The sequence below is a fragment of the Pseudomonas fluorescens HK44 genome, assembly GCF_000217955.3.
In the GTDB taxonomy this organism is placed as follows: domain Bacteria; phylum Pseudomonadota; class Gammaproteobacteria; order Pseudomonadales; family Pseudomonadaceae; genus Aquipseudomonas; species Aquipseudomonas fluorescens_AQ.
The window spans coordinates 137,974-161,954 of sequence record NZ_AFOY02000004.1 but is presented as its reverse complement, the minus strand read 5'-3'; the positions used below and the strand labels follow the sequence as shown (position 1 = coordinate 161,954).

Sequence of the window (23,981 nt, the reverse complement as noted above, 5' to 3'; positions counted from 1 at the left end):
AGCCAGCGAGAGCCAGGCACTGCCTGGCTGCGCTGGCCTTTCATGATCAACACGCGCCTACAACATGCCTGGACTGTAAACCAGTGTCCGAAAAACCCATCTCATCCGCCTCGCTACGGGCGATCCTGATCGCCGCTTGTTTGGGATTCCTTGTCGTTCAGCTCGATGTGAGTGTCGTCAACGTCGGCCTGGGCGCCCTCAAGAGTGCTTTCGGTAGTGACCTCACCGGCCTGCAGTGGGTCATCAACAGCTACGCGTTGCCTTTTTCTGCCCTGCTCATCCTGGGGGGCGCCTGGGGCGACAAATGGGGAGCAAAATCCGTGTTTGCCGCGGGCTTCGCACTCTTTACGCTTGCCTCCATTGGCTGTGGTGCCGCCGCCAGCATGAGCATGCTGATCACCATGCGTATCGTGCAGGGCATCGGAGCGGCTTTTCTGATACCGACATCACTCACCCTGATTCGCGTGTCATTTCATGACCCCGACGCGCGTCGTGCCGCTGTTGCCCTTTGGGGCGCCTGTGGGGGTATCGCATTGGCTGCCGGTCCTGTGATTGGCGGTTTGATGATCGAGTACTTCGGCTGGCGAAGCGTATTTCTAATGAATATTCCGATCGGCCTGCTGGCTGTCGGGCTGATTCTGCGCTATGCCCCCGCCTCCCCTCGGGTTGATAAGCAGGTCGATTTGCCAGGGCAAATCAGTATCGCGATTTGCCTGGCGTCACTGACCTATGGCTTGACCGAATCCAGTGCCAAAGGCTGGGCAAGCGAAACACTGACGGCAATGGCCATTGCCGTGATCAGTGCGGTGGCATTCATCCTGATCGAGCGTCGGGTAAAACATCCCATGCTGCCCACCCAACTGGCGAAGAACAAAGTGCTTGGGAGCATGGCGCTTGCAGGCGCTGCGATCAATTTGACGTTTTATGGGACGGTCTTTGTTTTCAGCATCTACTTTCAAGCCTTCCTGCACTACGACGCATTCAAAACCGGCTTGTCGTTTATTCCGCTGACAGCGGTATTGACACTTTCCACGATGCTCTCATCAAGGTTTGCCCGGCGATTCAGTGCCACTCGCATTATCACGACGGGTTTCACGGTTCAGATCGTCGGGTTCATCGCGCTCTCGCAGACCACATCCAACAGCTCGCTCTGGCTGCTCAACGGTGCGTTGATGCTGGTGGGAATCGGTAGCGCCATGTCAGTTCCGTTCATCACCAACTCGATGCTGTCCTCGGTCACGCAGCATGACGCGGGCATCGCCTCCGGCCTGATGGCCTCCGCCCGGCAACTGGGCGGCGTGATAGGTGTTGCTGTGTTCGGCACGATGATCGCTCATACGGACATAGCCGATTTTTCTGCCGGGCTATCCAGCGCGATGCTGTTTTCGGCGCTGGTTCTGGCAATTTGCATCGTGGTCAACCTGTATGCAGCCTCCGGTCGGCGTCAAAAAATACCGGTATGAATGCCCCATTACGCCCTGACTCAATTACGCCATTTATTCAACTGGATGGGATAGCACTTTGAAATACCCACTGAACAATCAATCGTTGCTCTCATTTCTCGGCGAAGACTTTCTCTTTCCCCATGAAATACCTGGCCGACCGGTTCGGGTTTCTGACTTTCAAGACCTGAAACTCAACAGCTTTGTCACTAGCGACGGGGTTAACCTCGCCTATTGGGAAGCCGGTGCGGGCACGCCGCTGATCTTCATTCCAGGGTGGTCAGCCAACGGGGCGTTGTATTTCCATCTCATGCACCTCCTCAGCCAGCACTATCACGTGTACGTGCTGGATGTCAGAAACCAGGGACTCTCCGAAAAGGTCAGCTTCGGCAACCGAATTTCCCGATATGCCATGGACGTGAAACAGTTTGCCGATCACCTGGGCGTGTCCGTAGCCGATTACTGCGGCTGGTCAATGGGGGCGTCGATCCTGTGGGCCTATATCGACCTATTCGGCACACAAGGCATGCGCACGCTGAGCATCATTGACCAGGCACCCTCCGTTTATTGCCACGAAGACTGGACGGAACAGGAGCGGCAGCAAGCCGGGGCGTTTACCACCTCGCCCGAGCGCATGATTGCGTCCTACGCCAAAGGAGCACCCACCAATCAACTGATCAGCGCGACTCGGGTGCTGGAACGTGCCATGGCCCTGGACTCACCCTGGTTTCACAACGTAGTAAGCCTGACTCAGGCCGTTATGAAGGATGACATGGCGTTTATGGAGCGCGTGCTGTTCGATCACGTCACCAACGATTGGCGGGATGTCATCCAGGCAAAGATTGATATTCCTACCGCCATTTTCACTGGCGAATACAGCGACTGGCTGGACAGCCAGCGCTGGATGAATTCGGTCGTTGCGGGATCTGCGCTGCATGTGTACACCAAGGCCGAACAGGGCGATCACTTCCTGGCGCTGAAGAATCCGGAAAAGTTCGCGGCCGACCTGCGAGGCTTTCTGGATAAGTATTGAGTCTGCCGCTGTCCGGCGAGGTCCTCTACTACTGCTCCCATTGAGGATTGGCAAATCGCTCAGCGAGAAAGTTGATCAGCACCCGGACCTTGGTTGCCAAGTGCTTGCGCGTGGGATAGACCACGTAAATGCCCAACTCGACGGATTGGTACTCAGGCAGAATCTCGACCAGGTCCCCTTTGCGCAAATCATCGGCCACCATGAAGCTGGGCTGCAAGGCAATGCCGCCCCCCGCCAGGGCGATACTGCGACAGGTATCGCCATTGTTGCAGCGCACAATCGAGCGGGTGCGCACACTTTCGCTGCCATTAGGTCCAGTGAACTGCCATTCATTGCCACTGGCGAAGTTGGTATACGCAATCACCCCGTGCTGTGCCAGGTCTGCCAGCGTGCGCAGTTGTGAGTGTCTCGCCAGGTAGTCGGGTGACGCACACAGGCACATCCGCGTGCCCGCAAGTCGGCGCCCTATCAAGGAAGAGCTCTCCATGCGAGCAATACGAACGGCAGCATCGAAGCCCTCCTCCACCAGATCCACCAATCGGTCATTCAAACAGATGTCCAGCTCGACGTTGGGATAAGCCTGCATGAATTCGCCCCAGATGGGCGCCAAATGGAGCACGCCGAAACTGACCGGTGCATTGACCCTCAAAACGCCGCTGGGCTCCGGTGCAGTGGCCGATACGGCCTCTTCGGCCTGATCCATGAGCGCCAGGACTTCACGCGCCTGGTGATAAAACTGACGCCCCTCCTCCGTCAATGACAGCCGTCGGGTCGTGCGGTGCAGCAACCGCGCGCCGAGTCGCTCTTCGAGGCCGCTGACGTAGCGAGAGATGGCAGCTTTAGACATACCCAACGGTTCGGCCGCGCCGATAAAACTGCCTTTATCGACCACGGTGCAGAAGACCTGCATCTCCAACGCTCTGTCCATCATTGTCTCTGTAAGCGGAACTGTTAATCGCATTTGGCCTTATTTATCTCAATATCTCAACCTATAAACTGAGGCCATTGAAACGCACATCAAGGCAAATGAGGTCGCGATGAAAATCACAGTAATGGGTACCGGCAACATGGGTTCGGCGTTCGCCAAACAACTGTCCAGTGTCGGCCACATCGTCCGAATCACAGGTCGCGACCTCGACAAGGCCGAAACCCTGGCCGCTCAATTTGACAATGTTCGTGCTTATCCGGCTGCCGAGGCACTGGGTGACAGTGAAGTCGTTGTGGTTGCAACCGCTTACGAAGACGCAGTCCGAGCTTTGCAAAGTCTGGGCGACCTGACGGGCAAGGTGGTTATCGACATCACCAACCCCCTGAGCGCCGACTACATGTCGCTGACCATCGGTCACGTGACGAGCGCGGGCGAGGAAATGGCCAAAGCCGTGCCTCAAGCCCATGTCGTCAAAGCGTTCAATACACTGTTCGCCCAGGTGCTCGCCGACGGCCCGAATTTCGCCAATGACCAGCGTGGCAGCGTGTTCGTCGCCAGCGACAGTGAGCGCGCCAAGCAGACCGCGACAGCCCTGGCACACAGCCTGGGCTGGGAGACAGTGGACGCTGGTGGACTGATCAACGCTCGTTACCTGGAGCCATTGGCTGGACTGAATATCTACCTTGGCTATGGCGCGGGCATGGGCACTTCCATCGCCCCTGTGTGGCTTAACAAGTAATCAGTGAGGAGCGTTCACCATGAACACTTCGTTCCCCCTGTTGTTTGTGTCGCATGGTGCGCCGATGTTCGCCATCGAGCCTGGTCTGGCGGGTCAACGTCTGGCCGAGATCGGTCGCGAACTGCCGCGACCCGATGCCATCGTCATTCTCTCCCCGCACTGGATGACCCGCGGCGAAGTCTGCGTTACTGCGAGCACCGCGCCCGAAACCATTCACGATTTCGGTGGTTTTCCCGACGCGTTGTACCAGTTGCGCTACCCGGCACCGGGCGCTCCGGCCCTGGCCGCCCATATCGTGGGTCTGCTGCAGAATGCTGGATGGAGGTCGCGGCTTGACGCCCGTCGAGGTCTGGACCACGGCGCCTGGGTGCCTCTGCTGCATCTCGCCCCTGAGGCCGACATCCCCGTCGTTCAGGTATCGATGCCTGCCGGCCTCGACACCTGCCAGGCCTGGTCGTTGGGCGAAGCCCTTGCGCCACTGCGCGATATGAAGGTGCTGATCGTGGCGTCCGGGAGTCTGACCCATAACTTGTATGAGTTTCGGGGGGCGACCGGCCATGGGGCCGATTACGTGAAAGAGTTTGCTGCCTGGACAGCCCAAGCCCTGAAGGCGGGCAACACCGATTTACTGTTGAACTATAAGCAGCACGCCCCTTCTGCCGAACGCGCCCACCCGACTGACGAGCATTTTTTGCCGTTGCTCATCGCCCTTGGCGCGGCCGGCGAACACTATGAAACCCTTGTCCTGGACGGCGGCGTGAGCTACGGGGTGCTGGCGATGGACAGCTACCTGTTTTCCTCGAACCACAAGAATGGATCTGAATCCATTCAACTCAGCTAAGGCATGACAGACCATGGGTGACATGACATTTTCCGAAGCGGCCCGCGAACCACAAACGGGCCTGATTTTCCGCAAGGGGTGCAGCACTTCGGCGCCCAAGGGCCGCCTGCTGTTACTGCATGGTGTCGGTTCCAACGAAGCGAATCTCGCCTCATTGGCCACATCGCTGCCCGAAGAACTGGAAGTGATGCTGCTGCGCGGTCCGCTGCAAGTTGGCCCACAAGGCTTTGCCTGGTACCAGGTGACCTTCACCGGCAATGGCCCTTCGTTCAATCAAGAACAGGCAGAGTCCAGCCGCCAACTGCTGCAGCGTTTCATCGAAGCACAGCCCAAGCTGCCGACCGTGATCGCCGGCTTCAGCCAGGGCGGCATCATGAGCGCGAGCCTAGGGCTCACCGAGCCTGAGCTGGTTGCCGGCTTCGCCATTTTGAGCGGCCGGATGCTGCGTGAACTTGATCCTCAAGTCGCTTCCGCCGAACGGCTCAATTCCGTTCGCGCCTTCATCGCCCACGGTCATCAGGACAACGTCCTGCCAGTGGCCTGGGCGAAAGAAGCGGACGCCTGGCTGGATCGAATCGGCGTCGTCCATGAAATGCACTTCTACGACATGGCCCACGAGATAGTCGCTGAAGAACTGGTGGACTTCTCGCAATGGTTGGCCCACACGCTGTCACTCTCCAAGTAAAAAAAGGAACTGCACCATGATCGATTCACGCACCGCTCCGTATGCCGCACTCATTATGCGCCTGGCGCTTGGCATCATGTTCATTGCTCACGGCCTGACCAAAGTGCTGGTGTTCACCCCCGCTGGCACCGCAGGTTTTTTTGAGTCCATTGGTTTCCCGGGTTTCCTGGCGTACCCGGTCATGGCCTTTGAAGTCATCGGCGGCTTGATGCTGGTGCTGGGTGTCTACGCACGCTGGGTGGCCGCTCTGGCGGTGGTTCAACTATTCGTGGCCGCTACCGTCCACTTCGGTAATGGCTGGAGCTTCACCAACGCCAATGGCGGCTGGGAATATCCTGTCTACCTGGCGGCAACAGCACTGGTTGTCGCGTTGCTGGGCGATGGCGCCATGGCGACAAAAGCATCCAGCAACGCGTAAGTTACTGCTGGCTCAACATCCACCGACGCCCTGCCCCGGAGCGTCGGTGGTTTTCGTTTGAACTCAGCCGTAAGTCATCACGTCAGGCGCGATGTCATGAAGCTCACGAACGCCTTTATCTTGGGCAACGGATGGCGACTCGATGGCCAGAGAATGCTGAACGTGCGGTGGTCGCGAACGTAGCGATCCAGTACCGGCACCAATCGTCCTTCAGCAATCGCGCCCTCGACGAAAAAATCAGGGAGACAGGCGATTCCCAGCCCCGCCTCAGCCATTGCCATCAACGGTTCAATTGCGTTGGCGGTAGCTGACTGCCCCAGTTCAACACTGGTCTGCCCCTTTTTCGTCACCAGAGGCCAGGGGTCGAGTTTACCGCTGGTGGGAAATCGGTAACGCAGACATGAATGGCTGGACAGTTCCGAGGGTCGTGAAGGAACACCTCGCAGTGAAAGATATTCAGCAGATGCCACCAGGCGGTGACTGTAGCCGTTGAGCTTGCGCATCATCAGCCGCGAGTCTTCAACTTCACCGATCCGCATCACGGCATCGAAACCCTCCTCGATCACGTTGACCAACCGATCACTGAACTCCAGCTCCAGCTCCACGTCGGGATATGCCTGCTGAAACGCAATCAAGTGAGGCATCAGCCTCATCCCCAGCTGCGGCAAACCGAGGCGCAACTTTCCCTGGGGTTTACCGGCAGCCTGAGTGATCTCCCGTTTGGCGACTTCGTATTCGGCAAATATTCGATGGCAGCGCTCCAGAAACAGGCTGCCCTCGGACGTCAGGGTGATGGCCCGCGTGGACCGATGAAACAGCCTCACACCGAGTTCTTCCTCCAGTCGCGCAACCGCCTTGCCAACGGCAGATGAAGACACGCCGGTTCTACGCCCGGCTTCGGTAAAGCTTCGGGTTTGCGCGGCATGAACGAATGCGCCGAGCGCTCCAAAATGATCCATGGCCACCTCAGTCTATTTGAGCGTTTAATTCGTAAATGATCGGAATTTCATCTTATTTTTCTTTCGAATTATACAACTTATAGTCACCGCCATTGGGACTTCACCCGCTCTATCGCGCTGCGAAGTCAACGTCTTCTGACTGTATGAGAGACCTCGAATGACTTCGATGCCTTCCCCCTTTGAACTAGCGCCGGCGCTCAAACAACACCCCGGCTTCGCGCGCGTTTTTCAACCCGGCCATTTGACCTTCGGTTTTATTGCGCCGCTGGAAAGCTATCCCGATAACCCGGGCCCGACCCTGCAGGATCACGCGCAGTTAGCTCATAAGGTTGACGAAGCGGGGTTTTCCGCCATTTGGTTGCGGGACGTGCCCTTTTACGATCCGAACTTCGGTGACGTGGGTCAAATCCTTGATCCGTTGGTCTATGCCGGCTTCCTCGCTGCCGTAACCAAGCAAATAGCTATCGGTACTGCCGGCATTGTCCTGCCTCTGCGCGATCCATTGATTGTTGCCAAGCAGGCCGCGAGTATCGATCAGTTGCTGGAGGGACGATTTATTCTGGGCCTGGCCACAGGCGATCGGCCTGTGGAATACCCTGCCTTCGGACTCGACTTCGGCAATCGCGCAGAGCGTTTCCGTGATGCGCTGGCAATCATTCGCGCCGCTTCGGAAACACACTGGGCCGTGCACCCATCTCGGTTTTATGGCCAGCTGAATGGAGACATCGACCTCGTACCCAAACCAGTGGGCTCACGCATGCCAACCATTATCGTTGGTCAAGCCGGCCAGTCGTTTGAGTGGGTCGGGAAAAACAGTGACGGCATCCTTTCCTACATTTCCAACCCAGCGTTGATTCCCCAGATCATCGAGCGGTGGCGCGCAGCCTGTGGCGGCAACGTCTACAAACCCTATGGCTATGGAACTCTGTTCGATCTGGACCGAGATCCGAACCATCCCCTCCAGGCGGGGCGCGTGCTGCGCGCCGGACGAAACGCATTGATCGAACACTGGAAACGTCAACAGGACCAAGGGGTCGGTCACGTTGCCCTGCACTTCAAACCTCAGCGACGCCACGCCTCGGAAGTCATCGACGAGTTGGGCGAATATCTCTTGCCGCACTTTCCAAGTGCGTCCTTAACCGCCAACCCATTAACCGCGCGGTCCCACTCATGAATCGCCCTTTGCATCATATGGATTTCATTTTCCAGACAACCTTGGGAACCTATCCCCTGGCGGCGCAGTGCGAGATGCTCGCCGAACTCGGCTATCAGGGGCTGACGATATCTGCCTGGAGCAAAGACCTGAAGTCGATCGCTCAGGTCAAACCCACCTGGGATCTTGACGTGGGTGCGGTTTACCTGATCTATCGAAGGGGGTTGGAATCGTTTGTGATCAACATCTTCGAGACCATCGAAGGCTGCACCACAATCGAGCTGGCCCTGCACTCCGGTGACGAAGTCACAAACTTTGACCGCCGAATGCTCGAGCGCCTGCTGCCGATCTGCGAGCGGCGAGGTCTGGAGATCAGCTTGTACCCGCACGCCCGCTACGGCATGCAGACGACCACCGAAGCGGTGGCGCTATGCAAGGAGTTCAACCATCCGCGCCTCAACATCGTATTCAATGGGTATCACTGGTACGCCACTGAAGAGCAGGCCCTGGAGCAACGCCTTGATGCGATGTGGCCTTGGCTGAAGCAGGTGAACATCGCTGGCACTCGGCGCTCCCCGCTCGGATGGGGCGGCCTGGCAACCATCGAACCGCTTGATGAGGGTGAAATGGACAACTTCGTGTTATTGGGCGCGCTCGAGCGACGCGGCTTTGACGGGCGGTTTGGTGTGCTCGGCTGGGAAAGCATGGGTGGCGATGTATATGGCAACCTGCGCCGCTCGGTCACCGCCTTCCGGTCTATGGAACAACGGTTGGCTGCCCACCCTGAGTGGGCTGTCCTGACCGACTCGCCTCGCTGAGCCAGGAGATAAATCATGGCTCAGCGCATCCACGCACTCGATTCCTTCTTCTACTCGTCGATGGGCGTATACGCCTTTCAGACACAGTGCGAAATGTTGGCTGAGATCGGCTACGACGGCATCACTGTCGCCGCCTGGGGTGGCACACCACTGACCGACCTCAGCCTGTTACCCAGCGTCCGGGAAAACCATGGTCTGCACATCGAAGGCCTTTATCTGGTGCTACATGAGGGGCGCAACGATGCCCTGATACGGAGCATCGTCGAAACCGTCGAGGGTGTAGAGCTGATCGAGTTGGCGATTCAGACCACAGTCAATGGCGGCCAAGCCATTCTGCGGTTTATCGAGTCGCTGCTGCCCATTGTCGAGCGGCGCGGAATAAGGATCGCCTTGTATCCGCATCTTCATCATGTCACCCAGACCACCACGCAAGTCGTGCAGATTTGCGAACTCTTTGCTCACCCACGCCTGGGCGCCTCATTCAATGGCTATCACTGGTACGCCAGCCAGGAAGGCCAACTGGAACAGCGCCTTGGCGCGATGAAACCCTGGCTTATGCAAGTGGTGACCTCTGGCAGTGCACTTTCGCAACTGGGCTGGGGCGGCGTGGCGACCATGGAGCCGGTCGACCGCGGAGAGATGGACAACTTCGCCTTGATCGCCGCGCTGAACCGCGTTGGCTATACCGGCAGCATTGGCGTGCTCGGCTGGGATTATGGGGGTGACATTTACCTCAAGCTCCAGCGCTGCCTGGCAACGCTGCGTGAAATCGATCAACGCCTGGAACGTCAACCGTCCTGGTCGGACTTCCCACTTAAGTAGTGAATCCCACGTCACAGACTTCACCTCAAAAACGGAACATGCAATGACAGCCCTTTCTGTGCTTGACCTTATGATGATCGGCGAAGGCAAAACCTTTGCCCACACGATTGATGACGCCACCTCCCTGGCGCGACACGTGGAAGCCCACGGCTACAAACGCTACTGGATCGCCGAGCACCACGACCTGCCGGGGATTGCCTCTTCGGCGACCACCCTACTCATCCAGCATCTCGCTGCGGCAACCAGCACCCTGCGTATCGGTTCTGGTGGAATCATGTTACCCAACCACTCCCCTCTGATAGTGGCGGAGCAGTTCGGGACATTGAATACCTTGTTTCCAGGTCGTATCGATCTGGGCATTGGCAGAGCACCAGGGTCAGCAGGGCTGGCTATTCGCGCGATGCGCGGTGACGCCTCCGAGCGCGACTTCGAGCAAGACATCCAGCAATTGACGGACTACCTGGCGGACAACGGAAATCAGCCAGTTCGTGCAATCCCCGAAACCCATGACGTTCCGCTATGGCTACTGGGTTCGAGCCTCAATAGTGCGGATCTCGCTGCAAAATTGGGGCTTCCCTACGCATTCGCTTCACATTTCGCGCCTCGATTCCTGATACAAGCCATCGCGCACTATCGCGCCTCGTTCCGGCCCTCGGCATTGCTGGACCGCCCGTATGTCATCGCTGGCGCCAATGTCTTCGCGGCCCCAACACGCGCTGAAGCCGATTACCTGGCGAGCTCGCACCGACATTGGGTTAGCAAATTGTACGCGGGAAGAGCGGGTGCTCTGCCGCGCCCGCAAGAGGGTTTTATGGAAAGACTCACCGACGCTGATCGCCAGAATCTGGCTCAAGCCATGTCTTGCACTGCCATAGGCGACAAGGATGATGTTGGAAGTTGGCTGCGCCAGTTCATCGCGACCACTGAGGCAGACGAGGTCATAATCGATGCAAGAATTTACGACCCTGACGCGCGCCGCCGTTCCTATCAACTGGCCGCCGAATCCATTGCCGACCTGCTTGACTGAGGCGTGCATGTGCTGAAATTGCGCAGAGAAACGGTACTGGAGAATGCCCTGGAAATGTCGTAACCAAGACAAGGCGCCGTCAATCAGCTTGAGTGATTGACGGCGCTTGTTCGGGCCGATCTTCTCTTCAGCGGTGCATGGCCGCCAGTCAAGACTTAGTTGAAAACCATTCCGCCATCAATAATGACAGCCTGACCTGTCATATAGTCAGAATCGGGCCCGGACAAGAATGAAACACAGCCAGCAACATCCTCCGGCTGAGAAAGCCTCTTCAACGTAATATGCTGAGCAAACTGCTCCATTCCCCACTCAACGCTTTGATTGGCGTTGTCTGCCACATCCTGGGCAACCTTGCGCATCATGGGTGTATTCACAATGCCTGGGCAATATGCGTTCACCGTTATGCCGAGATGAGCCAATTCCCTGGCCGCCGTTTGGGTGATGCCACGCACTGCAAACTTAGTCCCACCATAAACAGCCAGGTCTGGATTACCGACATGACCTGCCTGCGAGGAAGCACTGATGATTTTGCCTCCATGCCCCAGCGTTTTGAACGCCTTTACAGCGGCCTGGATACCCCATAAAACACCACCCACATTGATATCAAATGTTCTCCTGTAAATTTCTGGCGTAATGGATTCAATAGGAGCAATAGGTGCAATACCCGCATTGTTGATCACAACGTGTAGATCGCCCAGACCATCCACTGCTTCCTGCACAGCTTTGAAGACATTATCGCGATCGGCCACATCGACTTGTATGGCCAAGGCTCTCCCGCCCTCTTTATTGATTCTGTCAGCAACGTGACTGGCGGTATCAATATTCATATCAGCACAGGCTACCGCAAAACCATCTGCTGCCAATCGCAAAGCAATGGCCTCACCGATGCCTTGACCTGCACCTGTAACAAACGCAACTTTTCCCTGGGATTTGCTCATTTCAGTTTTCCTTCTCAATGGTTATGGGAAAAAAGACAACGGTTTAGAAGCTCGCCTGAAGTTTCACGCCAGCGACCAGGGCGTTATCCACTTCGTAAACGCCACCGGGGTGACGCACGTACTGCACGTTCGGGCGCACGGTCAGCCAGTCGGTGACATGAACGCCATAGTTGAGCTCGATGTCGTATTCGCTGTGCTGAACAGGGACGAATTGCGGGTTGTCGTAGTCGTCAATGCCCGTGCTTTCATTGATCTGGCGCTGGCGCTTGGTCACGGCGTCGTTGACCAGCAGCCGGGCGACACCCAGTCCGATGTCATCCTTAGGCCGGGCATCGAACGGGCCTTTGTAGACCGCGCCGATGTTCTGGAAACTTTCGATGCCGCTGGTGGCCTTGTCGTGGACGGTCACGCTGGCAAAAACGCTCAAGCCACGTGACGCATCGCCGTGATGGGAGGTGAGTTGCTGCTGCCCCATGATCCACGCGCCATGTTTGCTGCTGCGCGATTTGGGTGCCTGACCGGTCAACCCTTGCGGCTCGCCATTAACATCGTCAAACACATCATTGGCACTGGCGCTGCTGTGGTAGTAACCCAGGCGGTATTCACCCGGTAGCGCTTCGCTACCCAGCGTCGGTTTCCAGATCACCTCTACTGGCACCAATGCGCCTTTGGTCCCGCTACCGCTGAGTTTGAAGCCGTTGTCAGTCTCCAGGTTCGAAGGGTTTTGCTCGTATACCCCGACCTGCACCGCCCACTGCTCATCGATGTTGTAACGAACCCGCCCTCCCCACTGACTGACAGGACCGCTGTACCAGACATCACCGGCGACGTTGCCGATGGGGGCACTGCAGAACGACAGGCTCTGGAAGTCACAAGGAAAGCTGTTGAAGTCTTCGTTGACTCCCAAGCGCCCCAGTTTGAGGTCCAGTGCGCCGTCGAAAAACTTTTGCCGATACCACATCTGTGTCAGGCGCCAGGTTTGTCCCCGCCCCCATACTTCCTGAACCGAACTGAGTTGACCTGTACGTGGGTCAGCAATTCGATCGTTTGAGAGGTTGTTGCCGTTACGCTCGGTCACCAGTAACTGGAATTCGGCGTCATTCCAGCCCAGCAGTTTTTGCAGATCCAGATGTGTACCCAGTGCCCACTGCGCCGTGTAGCGTGCAGTACGGTCATGGTTGTAGCCGCCGTGGACATTGGTGGCCGCCTCGCCGACGTACCCGACGATGACGTCCACGCCCTGTTCAAGAAGCTCGCTGCGTACCCCTCCCCAATCTCCCGATCCCCACTGCGATGAAGGATCCGCAGCGGCTACGGGTAACGCAATGCACGAAAGGAGCCCGAGCCCCAACGGCAGTTTCCAAGAGATGTACATGTCGATTTATCCTTGTTTTTATGTTTTACGACACAGCATTAGCTGGACCGCAAGGCGATGCCCTTGCGGTCACGAAGAAAGCGATCAATTGAAAAACGGACAGCGCAGGATCTGGCGCGGGTTAGATACCTGCCAGACACAAGTACTTGATTTCGAGGTAGTCCTCGAGACCGTACTTGGAACCTTCGCGCCCGACACCGGACGCTTTGATACCGCCAAAGGGTGCGGCTTCGGAGCTGATGATTCCGGTGTTAACCCCGACAATGCCGTACTCCAAGGCCTCACCGACCCGGAACACCCTTCCCAGGTTCGCGGTGTAGAAATACGCCGCGAGGCCGAACTCGGTGTCGTTGGCCTTGGCGATGACCTCAGCGTCATCAAAGAATCGGAAGACCGGTGCCAGCGGACCGAAGGTTTCTTCCTTTGAGACCCGAGCATGGTCAGGCACATCGATCAGGATGGTGGGTTCGAAGAAATTGCCGCCAAGGGCATGCACTGCGCCACCCTTGATTACCTTCGCGCCCTTGGCCAACGCGTCTTCGATATGCTCGCGCACCTTGGCAACCGCCTTGCCATCGATCAGCGGACCCAGGGTGACCCCGTCGGCAAAGCCGTCGCCAATCTTCAGCCCCCCCACCGCCGAGGCGAGTTTGTCGATGAAGGCGTCATACACCTTGTCATGGACATACAAGCGGTTAGCGCAGACGCACGTTTGCCCGGCGTTACGGAACTTAGAGGCCAGAGCACCCTCCACCGCGGCATCGAGATCGGCATCTTCAAAGACGATGAAAGGCGCATTCCCCCCCAACTCCAGAGAGACTTTCTTGATGTCGCGGGCACACTTTTCCATGATCTCGCGGCCGATTTCAGTGGAGCCGGTAAAAGAAATCTTGCGCACGACCGGGTTGCTTGTGAGCTCTTCGGCAATCTCCGCTGCCGCGCCGGTCACTACCGACAGTACACCTTTGGGAATGCCCGCCTGCTCAGCAAGGTAGACCAACGCCAATGCCGAAAATGGAGTTTGAGAGGCCGGCTTGATGACCATGGTGCAACCGGCCGCCAACGCGGGCCCGGCTTTGCGGGTGATCATCGCGCTGGGGAAGTTCCATGGCGTGATGGCTGCGCACACACCTACGGGTTGCTTGATGACCAGTAGACGCTTGTCCGCTGCACCCGGGATCAAATCGCCGTAAACACGCTTGGTCTCCTCCGCATACCACTCTATGTAGGAAGCGCCGAAAGTGATTTCTCCCAGCGCCTCGGGCAATGGCTTGCCCTGCTCCAGGGTCATGATGTGGGCCAGGTCGTGCTGGTTCTCGATGATCAGGTTGTACCAGCGGCGCAACGTGTTGGCGCGTTCCTTCGCCGATAACTCACGCCAGGCGGGCAGCGCGCGTTCGGCGGCCTCGATGGCACGACGGGTTTCAGCCTTACCCATACGTGGGACCTGGCCGACGGTGACATGGGTCGACGGGTTGACCACGGTGATGGTGGTGCCGTTGTCGGCAGCCAGCCATTCACCGTCGATATAGGCGTGTTGGCGCAAGAGTTGAGGGTTGTTCAATATCACTGCAAGATCTCCGTTGTGTGGCGCCATTGCGCCCGTTAAACACTCGCCTGGACGCTGGGTAACAGACGAGTGCAACCGTTTTGCCAATCGTGTGGTTGTCGATCAGTGCAGTGCTTTGTGCGCGTGCTTGTCCGTGACACTCAGGGCCTTGAACTTGAAGCCGCGGTATTCATTGTTTTTTACTGCCGTCAGGTGTTCGCTGAATGCCCCCAGGCCGCCCATGTAGAAGTAAACCTTGTTGCTCTTGCCGGGGATGTTGGCACCGAAGATCCACGAGTCGGTCTTGGCGAACAGCGTCTGATCAGCGATTTCCTGGCAGATCACGCCCCATTCATGTTCGCTTTGTGGATCGGGCTCCACGCAGGCCAACTCGTTTTCTTCCATGAAGGTAATCAGCTCGGACACCCACTCAACTTCAGTTTCAATGGTGGGAGGGAGGTTGGTGAAAGGACCATTCGGACCGAGGATCATGAACATATTGGGAAAGTTGGCGGTGGCGACTGACATATAGCTCGAAGGTCCGTCGGCCCAGTGATCGTTTATCGAGACATTGTCGCGCCCACGAATATCAATGCGCTTGTAGTTGCCATCTACGGCATCGAAGCCGGTGGCAAAGACCAGTACATCCAGCTCGTGCTCCACACCGTCCGCAGTGCGAATGCCCTTGGCGGTGATTTCCTCGATAGGGTTGGCTTTAACGTCGACCAGCGAAACGTTTTCCCGGTTGAATGTGGCGTAGTAGCCGCTGTCACACAGCGGCCGTTTTGCGTAAAGGTCGCGGGGCATCAACTTGCGGGCGGTTTCCGGGTCTTTGACGATTTCGGCGATTTTTTCCCGCACGAAGTCCTGGGCGGCGAGGTTCGCCTCTTCGCTGGTTGCGATGTCGTTGAAGGTCTGGAACATGTAGCGAAAACCGCCACCACCGTCCCAGGCACGTTGAAAGATGGCTTTCCGCTCAACGGCGTCGACACTCATGGTTGGGATGTCGCTTTCCTGGAAACCGAACGCCAACCGTGAGCTGCGCACTTCTTTCCAGATCGCATCGTAGTTGCGCTTGATGTCATCGACAAATTCGCGGCTAAGCGGACCATTGCCCACTGGTACGGTGTATTGCGCGGAACGCTGGAACACGGTCAAGTGGCCGACCGTCGGCGCGATCGCCGTGATGACCTGGCAGCCGGTGGAGCCGGTGCCAATAACGCCCACCCTCTTGCCCTCGAGCACCGCATCGGCAGGCCAGTTGGCCGTGTGGTACATATGCCCCTTGAATTGGTCGAGGCCTTTTATCTTCGGCACGTTAGTGGCCGATAGCAGACCGAGTGCCGTGACCAGATACTTGGCACTGTATTGGTGACCGTCGTCGGCAGTGACGAGCCAGCGGCTGCTTTGCTCGTCGAACACTGCAGAGGTGATCCCTGTTTCCAACTGGATATCACGACGCAGGTCATGTCGGTCAACCGCATGGTTGAGGTAGGAGAGAATCTGCGGTTGGGTCAGGTAGCGCGTGGTGATATCCCACTCCTGGCACAGCTCACGGTCCCATGAGAAGCAATAGACAAAAGATTCACTGTCGGATAACGCCCCCGGGTATCGGTTCCAAAACCAGGTGCCGCCGATACCGCCCGCCTTGTCAAAGGCGCGGACTTTCAAACCGAGTTCATCGCGTAACTTCTTCAGCATGTAAATGCCGCCAAAGCCCGCGCCAATCACAATAGCGTCATAGTGAATGATGTCGGTGCCAACGGAACGTTTGGCCAGAACTGTAGTTGTCATTATGTTCTCCTGTTTCAGTCATTGCGCCCGCAGACTTCTCTAACGCCAGTGCGTTTTTTGAAAGTTGCAAGCAAGCCGCATCCGTTTCCCTTGACTAAGCGCCAAGGGAAAGAGGTCATCAAAATCGGGGTTGAGCGGGTCAGTACATACCCGCTCGCTCAACTAGAGTGAGAAGCCGCCATCGACGGCGATCGCCTGTCCGGTGACATGGGGTGCACAGGCCAGGTAAACCGCCAGTTGGCCCATGTCTTCAACCGTTTGCGCTTCACCTTGAGGCAGGAGGCTGGACTGGTGCCGCTCCCAGGACTGCACTTCCGTTTCGCCAGGTTGGGCCCAGCGAGCAGATAGCCCTTCATCACCACGCCACATGCCAGTGCCGACTACACCAGGGCATAAGGCGTTGACTGTGATGCCTTCACGGGCGACTTCCTTGGCAAAGGCGTTGGTAAAGCCGATCACGGCAAATTTGGAAGCGCTGTAATGGGACAGGTCAGGGAAACCGACTTTGCCGGCGATCGAGGCCAGGTTAATGATTCGCCCAAATTTATTTTCGCGCATCAGCTTGAGCTCAGCCTGACAGCACAAGAACACACCGCGAGCGTTGATGTTCATGATCCGGTCCCATTCGCTGACCGGTAACTCATCGACCCTGCCGAGACTGACCACGCCGGCATTGTTGACTGCCACATCGAGACGGCCAAATGCCTGCTTGACCTGTTCAATCATGCTGGCGACGCTCTCGGCCTTGCTGACATCAACCTGCAGGGCGACAGCTCGACCACCCAGGGCACGAACGTTGGCAGCGGCCTCTTCGGCGATGCCAATGTCGTAATCCGCGAGCACCAGATCAGCCCCAGCCTGGGCCAGACTTAGCGCAATGCCTTGACCGATACCACGTCCAGCACCGGTCACCAGGGCAACTTTGCCTGTAAGGGAGAAATCGACAGCTTTGGATTCGCTCATGTGATGCCTCTGTTCATTATTGTTGTTGAGATGCGGCCGTCTTATGCGGCCCGCTGAGACAGTCAGAGCAAGGCGAATGCCAACACTGGAATATAAGGCTGAAAGACCCGTAACAGAGCGGTTGAATACTTAAGAAAGCGGACAGAACAGCGCGAGGCTTCAAGACATAATGGCTCTCTCTCCTCATGCCAGGCTGCGAATACTGAGATGTTATGTCTCACCGAAGCCAACTGACCGATTCAGCTTGTAGGGACTGCCCAACGCGACTTTAATGAGTCTCACAGAAAAATAAGATCCAACCCACGGAGGTGCCATGTCCTCTGGCTTTTCAAAGATTCACGTCGAACATGTGAATCGAGTGTTACGCACTGCCGAAAACGCCCCGACCTTGCCGGTGCCTAGTGTCATCCTCGATTCCTGGCGCCGCTCGGTACAGCATCACAAACTCGACCCCGGTTCATTGCAGGGCCCCAGGATCCTTGAGGCTCACCAACTCCTTGAACATCGCGAGCGCGTCGACGACTTTCTGCGCCTTGCCGGCGATGAAGTATCGCGCCTGCACAGCCGCGTACGTGACGCCGATTATTGCGTGATGCTCACGGATACGCTGGGCTGTACAGTTGACTATCGAATCGAGTCGACGATACGCGGCGAATACCGCCGCGCGGGCATGGATGTCGGAACCTGCTGGTCGGAAAGCGAAGAAGGTACGACCGGCGTCTGCGCTGTGCTGATCGACAAACTGCCAGTCACGGTGCATAAGCACGATCATTTTCGCGCAGCGTTCATCGGCATCACCTGCTCCGCGGCGCCCGTGTTCTCTCCGAACAGCGAGATCCTCGCGGTACTGGATGTGTCCTCGATCCGTTCACCGGATGATCGGCGCAGCCAGCACTTGATTCGGCAGATGGTCATTCAGAGCGCCACCGACATCGAGAATGCGTACTTCATGTACAGCACTCAGGATCTGTGGGTGATGCGTGCACATCCGCTGCCCGGATACGTCGACAGTCAGCCGCAGTACCTGTTCGCTTGGGATCGCGATGGCAGGATTCACGCACTCAATCCTGCCGCACGCCGACTTCTGTTGCAGCGTTGTGGAAGAATTCCCACCCATATTGAAGAGGCCTTCGCATCGGAACGACTGCCCGCTTCCGGTGATGACAGCATCCACTACCTGCAATCGGTAGGCTTGCATGTGCGTCTCAAGGTGCCGAGAAGACCCACCAGTGTGCCGATGGCCGGCAATGTGGCTTCAACACTCGATCCCAAGGTGGCTCAAGCGTTGGAGCTGGCGGTGCGCGTCAAGGACCGCGGTTTACCGGTGCTGATCCATGGCGAGACCGGTGCAGGTAAAGAGCACTTCGCGCTGCAACTGCATGCCGCCAGCAAACGACGTAACAAGCCATTCGTAGCGGTTAACTGTGCGGCGATACCAGAGAGTCTTATTGAGAGTGAGCTGTTTGGCTATGCAGCCGGCGCCTTCACTGGCGCCTCCAGCAAAGGCATGCGTGGGCTGCTGCAGCAAGCTGACGGCGGTACGCTGTTTCTGGATGAAATCGGGGACATGCCGCTTATGTTGCAAACGCGCTTGCTCAGGGTTTTGAGCGAGGGAGAAGTTGCGCCATTAGGCGGCGCGCGACCGCAGTCCATCGACATCCAGGTCATTTGTGCTAGCCACCGTGATATCTCCACGCTGGTCGATGACGGCAGCTTTCGTGAGGACCTGTTCTTCAGGTTGAGCGGCGCACGCTTCGATATCCCTCCACTTCGTGAACGCAAAGACAAGCTGGCGTTGATTAATAAACTTCTGGATGAAGAGTGTCAGCGCTCGGGAGAACACCTCGAACTGAGCGAGGGCGCACTGGAAATGCTCTTAAACTACAGTTGGCCAGGCAATATGCGTCAGTTGCACCACGTGTTGCGATACGCGTGCGCCGTCTGTAACAGCCAGGTGATTGGCGTTGAGGACCTACCGGCCACTCTCAGCGTGAGTGCTCCAGTGAAAGGCTTGGAAACGGTATCCGGTAGCCCGGAACGGCAGGCATTGATCGATACGCTGGTACGCAATCGCTGGAAACCTGTGCTGGCGGCACAGGAGCTGGGCATTTCACGGGCGACTTTGTATCGCAAAGTGAATCTGCACGGGATCAAAATGCCAGGCAAAGGCTCCTACAACTGAACAACACCAGGCGCTATGAACATAACGCCTGGTGCCATCGTTTCAAGTTTCAGATCAATTGCTGCAACTGGGGCACCGCCTCGAACAAGTCCGCCACCAGGCCGTAATCGGCCACCTGGAAGATCGGCGCTTCTTCGTCCTTGTTGATCGCTACGATTACTTTGGAGTCTTTCATGCCGGCCAGGTGCTGGATCGCACCGGAGATACCGACGGCGATGTACAGCTGTGGAGCAACAATTTTGCCGGTCTGACCGACCTGCATGTCGTTGGGTACGAAACCTGCGTCGACCGCGGCGCGCGAAGCACCGACGGCAGCGCCCAGCTTGTCGGCCAGGGCGTACAGGTGTTTGAAGTTGTCGCCGTTCTGCATGCCGCGACCGCCGGAAACGACGATCTTGGCAGCGGTCAGTTCAGGACGATCGGACTTGGCCAGTTCTTCGCCGACGAAGCTCGAAGTGCCAGCGTCGTGCGCAGCAACAACCGCTTCAACAGCAGCGGAGCCACCTTCGGCAGCCACCGGGTCGAAACCGGTGGCACGCACGGTGATGACTTTCACGGCAGCGTTCGATTGAACGGTGGCGATGGCGTTACCGGCGTAGATCGGACGCTTGAAGGTATCAGCGCTTTCGACCGAGATGATCTCGGAGATCTGGTCAACGTCCAGCTGTGCGGCAACGCGCGGCAGGATGTTTTTGCCGTTGGAAGTGGCGGCAGCCAGGATGTGGCTGTAGCCCGTGCCCCCGCCTTCATGGGCAAGAGCAGCAACCAGCGGTGCAACGTTTTCCGGCAACTGATGCGCGTAGGCGGCGTTGTCGGCCACCAGCACTTTAGCCACGCCAGCGATTTTCGCTGCGGCTTCAGCCACGGCGCCAGCGCCTTGGCCTGCAACCAGCACGTGGATATCACCACCGATTTCGGCAGCGGCAGCCACGGTGTTCAGTGTGGCCGGGGCCACTACTGTGTTGTCGTGTTCAGCAATAACCAAGATAGTCATATAAGGCTCCTCAACTCAAAGCACCTTCGCTTCGTTTTTCAGTTTCTCGACCAGTTCAGCCACCGACTTGACCTTGATACCCGCGCTGCGTGCAGCTGGCGCTTCGACTTTCACGGTCTTGTTGGTGGAGGCGGTGGAAACGCCCAAAGCGTCCGTAGTCAGCACTTCGAGAGGCTTCTTCTTGGCTTTCATGATGTTTGGCAGGGACGCGTAGCGCGGCTCGTTCAAACGCAGGTCGGTGGTGACGATGGCTGGCAGTTTCAGGGAAACTGTCTGCGCGCCGCCGTCGATTTCGCGGGTCACGGCAACCGTGTCGCCGGACACTTCGACTTTCGAAGCGAAGGTGCCCTGACCGTAGCCGCTCAATGCAGCGAGCATCTGACCAGTCTGGTTGTTGTCGCTGTCGATGGCTTGTTTGCCAAGGATCACCAGCTGAGGCTGTTCCTTGTCGACAACAGCCTTGAGCAGCTTGGCAACGGCCAGGGAAGTCAGATCTTCAGCGGATTCGACGAGGATGGCACGGTCAGCACCCAAAGCCAGCGCAGTGCGCAGTTGCTCTTGAGCGGTGGACGGGCCGACGGAGACGACGACGATTTCAGTCGCAACGCGCCCTTCTTTTATAGAGAGTTCTTTCAGGCGTACGGCTTCTTCCACTGCGATTTCGCAGAACGGGTTCATCGACATCTTGACGTTGGCGAGGTCGACGCCGGAATTGTCCGCCTTGACGCGAACTTTCACGTTGTAGTCGACCACCCGTTTGATGGCTACGAGGACTTTCATGACAGGCTCCAATGGTGAAAATTGACCCGACAGCTCAGGTGGCGTGCGAGGTCATGCATATCAGCGTTCGCCAAGTTGCTCGATGATGCCGCGTGCCTTCAACTCGGCCAGGCGTTCATCGTCCAGCCCCAACTGACGCTTGAGAACTTCATCGGTATGTTCACCCAGCATCGGGGCCGGGCGCAGATACTCCACCGGCGTGCCCGACAACTTGATGGGGCTGCCTACCGTCACGAAATCTGCCTTCAGCGGATGGGGGATATTCACCAGCATATTGCGCGCTTTCACCTGCGGCTCATCCAGTGCCTGGGCAATGCTGTTGATCACCCCTATCGGCACGCCCTGCGGGTGAATACGCCGCACCCATTCATCGGCGGCGGCGCCGAGAAAATGCTGCGCAAGAGTCTCGATGACTGCCTCCCGATTCGTCACTCTGTCCGCATTGCGCGCAAAGCGAGGGTCTGAAGGAAGGTCCGTTAGACCGATAGCCTCGCAGAGTGCAACGAACTGGGAGTCGTTACCGCAGGCGATAACGAAATCCTGATCACTGGCGCGGAATACCTGATACGGCACGATGTTGGCATGGGCATTACCGTAGCGGCCGGGTGATTTACCGGAAGCCAGGTAGTTCTGGCTCTGGTTGCACAGCGTGGCGACCTGAACGTCAAGCAGCGCCATATCGATGTGCTGACCCAGGCCGCTCTTCTCGCGACTGAGCAGCGCTGCCTGAATGGCTACCGTTGAGTAAAGCCCTGTCATCAGGTCGGAAAACGCAACGCCAACTTTCTGCGGGCCTCCACCGGGCAGGTCATCCCGTTCGCCAGTGATGCTCATCAGCCCGCCGATGCCCTGGATGATAAAGTCATAACCGGGCTCGGCAGCCCGCGGCCCGGTCTGCCCGAAGCCGGTCACTGAGCAATACACCAGCCGCGGATTGAGCTGAGACAAGGAGGCATAATCCAGCCCGTATTTCGCTAAAGACCCCGCCTTGTAGTTTTCGATCAGCACATCACAGTCGGTGGCCAACGCACGTACCAGCTCCTGGCCTTCGGGGCTCGCCAGGTTCAGCGCCACCGATAATTTGCCACGGTTGGTCGATTGGTAATAGGAGGCCTCATGTGTGGTCTCATCGTTTTGACCCTTCATCCATGGCGGCCCCCAACCACGGGTATCGTCACCCGCACCCGGTCGTTCAACCTTGATGACTTCTGCTCCCAGGTCGGCCAGGGTCTGGCCACACCAAGGACCGGCCAGCACACGGCTCAAGTCGAGCACGCGGTATCCTGTCAAAGCGCCCATTTCATACCACCTTTTTTTGCGCGCATTCAGACGCGCTGGATAACCATCGCCAGCCCTTGGCCGACACCGATACATAGACTGACCACGGCGTAGCGTTTGCCAGTTAACTGCAAAGCCCGTGCGGTACTCAGCGCCAATCGCGCGCCCGAAGCGCCCAGCGGATGCCCTACCGCAATGGCACCGCCATTTGGGTTTACGCGGGGATCGTCGAAAGCAAGGCCAAGGCCTTTAAGACAGCCCAGCACCTGACTGGCGAACGCTTCGTTTATTTCGATGATGTCCATTTCTGCCAGGCTCAATCCGGCTCGCGCCAAAGCCTTATGGATTGCCTCGACCGGGCCCACACCCATGATGCGAGGCGCCACACCAACGGCCGCTGCAGACAGGATTCGCACCATGGGCACCAGCCCATGGCGTTCACCTGCGGCAGAAGAGCCAATCAGAAGTGCCGCGGCTCCATCATTAACACCGGAAGCGTTGCCCGCTGTCACCACCCCGCCTTCGAGCAAAGGCTGCAAACGAGCCAAGGCAGCGAGATCCGATTGCGGGCGCGGGTGTTCGTCCTGCTCGACCACGTTGGGCGGTGTCTTTCGGCCATTGGGTACGCTCACCGCAAGCAGTTCGTCAGCGAAGAAGCCGGACTTGCGTGCGGCTTCGTAACGCGCCTGCGAGCCTGCTGCAAAAATGTCGGCCTGTGTTCGGTCAATACCGTACTCGTGAGCCACGTTATCTCCCGTCTGAGGCATGCTGTCATTGCCAAATTCGGAGACGATCTTCGGGTTGGGAAAACGCGCGCCGATGGTGCTGTCGAACACCGTCAACTCACGGCTGTAGGCGGCTTCAGCCTTGGCCATAACAAATGGCGCGCGTGACATGCTTTCCACCCCACCCGCAATGAACAGTTCGCCTTCCTTGCAGGTCACTGCGCGGGCCGCATCGATCACCGCGGCCAGACCACTGGCGCACAAACGATTGACCGTCTGCCCCGGTACCGTCACCGGCAAACCGGCGAGTAGCGCAGCATGGCGGGCGATGTTACGACTGTCCTCTCCTGCCTGGTTGGTATTGCCGAGAATCACGTCCTCGATGGCATCACCTGGGATGGCAAATCGCGCAAGCAATTCTCGAATCACATGAGCTGCAAGATCATCAGGTCGCACGGATGCAAGTGCACCACCGTGACGACCAAAGGGAGTCCGCAACCCTGCAAAGATGTAGGCGTCGAGCATGGAAGTATCCTAG

At 57.7% G+C, this 23,981-nt stretch carries 22 protein-coding genes; 11 read left to right on the top strand and 11 right to left on the bottom strand.

Going from position 1 to position 23,981, the window contains the following annotated elements:
* Nucleotides 1–83: 83 nt before the first annotated feature.
* Both HK44_RS02575 and HK44_RS02570 read left to right on the top strand, forming a co-directional pair.
* Nucleotides 84–1,463 carry an MFS transporter gene (locus HK44_RS02575; RefSeq protein ID WP_019689193.1) on the top strand — a complete coding sequence of 460 codons (1,380 nt, stop codon included), beginning with the start codon at nt 84–86 and terminating at the stop codon, nt 1,461–1,463.
* Between the two features lie 58 nt (nt 1,464–1,521).
* Nucleotides 1,522–2,475 (top strand): alpha/beta fold hydrolase, encoded by a 954-nt coding sequence (locus HK44_RS02570; protein ID WP_019689192.1) that lies wholly within the window; start codon nt 1,522–1,524, stop codon nt 2,473–2,475.
* Between the two features lie 28 nt (nt 2,476–2,503).
* Here the strand turns inward: HK44_RS02570 and HK44_RS02565 are convergent, their stop codons facing one another.
* A complete protein-coding gene (locus HK44_RS02565; protein WP_019689191.1) occupies nt 2,504–3,403 on the bottom strand; it encodes a LysR family transcriptional regulator in 900 nt (299 codons plus the stop codon).
* A 109-nt stretch (nt 3,404–3,512) separates the two neighbouring features.
* Between HK44_RS02565 and HK44_RS02560 the strand changes: the two genes are divergently transcribed.
* The 4 genes from HK44_RS02560 to HK44_RS02545 are packed head-to-tail and all read left to right on the top strand — an operon-like array spanning nt 3,513 to nt 6,086.
* Nucleotides 3,513–4,142, top strand: a complete 630-nt coding sequence (locus HK44_RS02560) for an NADPH-dependent F420 reductase (protein WP_019689190.1) — start codon at nt 3,513–3,515, stop codon at nt 4,140–4,142.
* 19 nt (nt 4,143–4,161) lie between these two features.
* Complete coding sequence (locus HK44_RS02555; protein ID WP_019689189.1) at nt 4,162–4,983, top strand: DODA-type extradiol aromatic ring-opening family dioxygenase; 822 nt, start codon at nt 4,162–4,164, stop codon at nt 4,981–4,983.
* Nucleotides 4,984–4,996: 13 nt separating this feature from the next.
* Nucleotides 4,997–5,668, top strand: a complete 672-nt coding sequence (locus HK44_RS02550; RefSeq protein WP_019689188.1) for an alpha/beta hydrolase — start codon at nt 4,997–4,999, stop codon at nt 5,666–5,668.
* Between the two features lie 16 nt (nt 5,669–5,684).
* Complete coding sequence (locus HK44_RS02545) at nt 5,685–6,086, top strand: DoxX family protein (protein WP_019689187.1); 402 nt, start codon at nt 5,685–5,687, stop codon at nt 6,084–6,086.
* 77 nt (nt 6,087–6,163) lie between these two features.
* On the opposite strand, the gene HK44_RS02540 is transcribed toward HK44_RS02545, so the two are convergent.
* Nucleotides 6,164–7,045, bottom strand: a complete 882-nt coding sequence (locus HK44_RS02540; protein ID WP_019689186.1) for a LysR family transcriptional regulator — start codon at nt 7,043–7,045, stop codon at nt 6,164–6,166.
* A gap of 157 nt (nt 7,046–7,202) precedes the next feature.
* Here HK44_RS02540 and HK44_RS02535 point away from each other — a divergent pair, with 157 nt between their 5' ends.
* From HK44_RS02535 to HK44_RS02520, 4 genes are read left to right on the top strand one after another with little or no spacing between them, the layout of a single operon-like run.
* Nucleotides 7,203–8,219 (top strand): LLM class oxidoreductase, encoded by a 1,017-nt coding sequence (locus tag HK44_RS02535; protein ID WP_019689185.1) that lies wholly within the window; start codon nt 7,203–7,205, stop codon nt 8,217–8,219.
* Nucleotides 8,216–9,016: a sugar phosphate isomerase/epimerase family protein gene (locus HK44_RS02530; RefSeq protein WP_024264704.1), complete on the top strand. Its 801-nt coding sequence runs from the start codon at nt 8,216–8,218 to the stop codon at nt 9,014–9,016. The genes HK44_RS02535 and HK44_RS02530 overlap by 4 nt, the downstream gene beginning before the upstream one ends.
* 15 nt (nt 9,017–9,031) lie before the next feature.
* The gene (locus HK44_RS02525) at nt 9,032–9,838 is read left to right on the top strand and encodes a TIM barrel protein (RefSeq protein WP_019689183.1); all 807 of its coding nucleotides are present in this window, start codon (nt 9,032–9,034) and stop codon (nt 9,836–9,838) included.
* Nucleotides 9,839–9,881: 43 nt separating this feature from the next.
* Nucleotides 9,882–10,865 (top strand): LLM class flavin-dependent oxidoreductase, encoded by a 984-nt coding sequence (locus HK44_RS02520; RefSeq protein ID WP_019689182.1) that lies wholly within the window; start codon nt 9,882–9,884, stop codon nt 10,863–10,865.
* Between the two features lie 155 nt (nt 10,866–11,020).
* Here the strand turns inward: HK44_RS02520 and HK44_RS02515 are convergent, their stop codons facing one another.
* From HK44_RS02515 to HK44_RS02495, 5 genes are all read right to left on the bottom strand, one after another.
* Nucleotides 11,021–11,803 (bottom strand): (S)-acetoin forming diacetyl reductase, encoded by a 783-nt coding sequence (locus HK44_RS02515; protein ID WP_019689181.1) that lies wholly within the window; start codon nt 11,801–11,803, stop codon nt 11,021–11,023.
* Nucleotides 11,804–11,846: 43 nt separating this feature from the next.
* Nucleotides 11,847–13,178: a carbohydrate porin gene (locus tag HK44_RS02510; protein WP_019689180.1), complete on the bottom strand. Its 1,332-nt coding sequence runs from the start codon at nt 13,176–13,178 to the stop codon at nt 11,847–11,849.
* 121 nt (nt 13,179–13,299) lie between these two features.
* Entirely contained in the window at nt 13,300–14,775 is a 1,476-nt protein-coding gene (gabD, locus tag HK44_RS02505; RefSeq protein ID WP_431357294.1) for an NADP-dependent succinate-semialdehyde dehydrogenase, read from the bottom strand.
* 75 nt (nt 14,776–14,850) lie between these two features.
* Complete coding sequence (locus tag HK44_RS02500; protein WP_019689178.1) at nt 14,851–16,521, bottom strand: flavin-containing monooxygenase; 1,671 nt, start codon at nt 16,519–16,521, stop codon at nt 14,851–14,853.
* A gap of 162 nt (nt 16,522–16,683) precedes the next feature.
* Nucleotides 16,684–17,484 (bottom strand): SDR family NAD(P)-dependent oxidoreductase, encoded by an 801-nt coding sequence (locus HK44_RS02495; RefSeq protein ID WP_019689177.1) that lies wholly within the window; start codon nt 17,482–17,484, stop codon nt 16,684–16,686.
* A gap of 313 nt (nt 17,485–17,797) precedes the next feature.
* Here HK44_RS02495 and HK44_RS02490 point away from each other — a divergent pair, with 313 nt between their 5' ends.
* A complete protein-coding gene (locus tag HK44_RS02490) occupies nt 17,798–19,666 on the top strand; it encodes a sigma-54-dependent Fis family transcriptional regulator (protein WP_019689176.1) in 1,869 nt (622 codons plus the stop codon).
* A gap of 49 nt (nt 19,667–19,715) precedes the next feature.
* Here the strand turns inward: HK44_RS02490 and HK44_RS02485 are convergent, their stop codons facing one another.
* The 4 genes from HK44_RS02485 to HK44_RS02470 are packed head-to-tail and all read right to left on the bottom strand — an operon-like array spanning nt 19,716 to nt 23,968.
* Nucleotides 19,716–20,660: an electron transfer flavoprotein subunit alpha/FixB family protein gene (locus tag HK44_RS02485; protein WP_019689175.1), complete on the bottom strand. Its 945-nt coding sequence runs from the start codon at nt 20,658–20,660 to the stop codon at nt 19,716–19,718.
* A 15-nt stretch (nt 20,661–20,675) separates the two neighbouring features.
* A complete protein-coding gene (locus tag HK44_RS02480) occupies nt 20,676–21,440 on the bottom strand; it encodes an electron transfer flavoprotein subunit beta/FixA family protein (protein ID WP_019689174.1) in 765 nt (254 codons plus the stop codon).
* A 60-nt stretch (nt 21,441–21,500) separates the two neighbouring features.
* The gene (locus tag HK44_RS02475) at nt 21,501–22,739 is read right to left on the bottom strand and encodes a CaiB/BaiF CoA transferase family protein (protein ID WP_019689173.1); all 1,239 of its coding nucleotides are present in this window, start codon (nt 22,737–22,739) and stop codon (nt 21,501–21,503) included.
* Nucleotides 22,740–22,765: 26 nt separating this feature from the next.
* On the bottom strand, nt 22,766–23,968 hold the full coding sequence (locus HK44_RS02470) for a 3-oxoadipyl-CoA thiolase (RefSeq protein WP_019689172.1): 1,203 nt from the start codon (nt 23,966–23,968) through the stop codon (nt 22,766–22,768).
* Between the last annotated feature and the right edge of the window lie 13 nt (nt 23,969–23,981).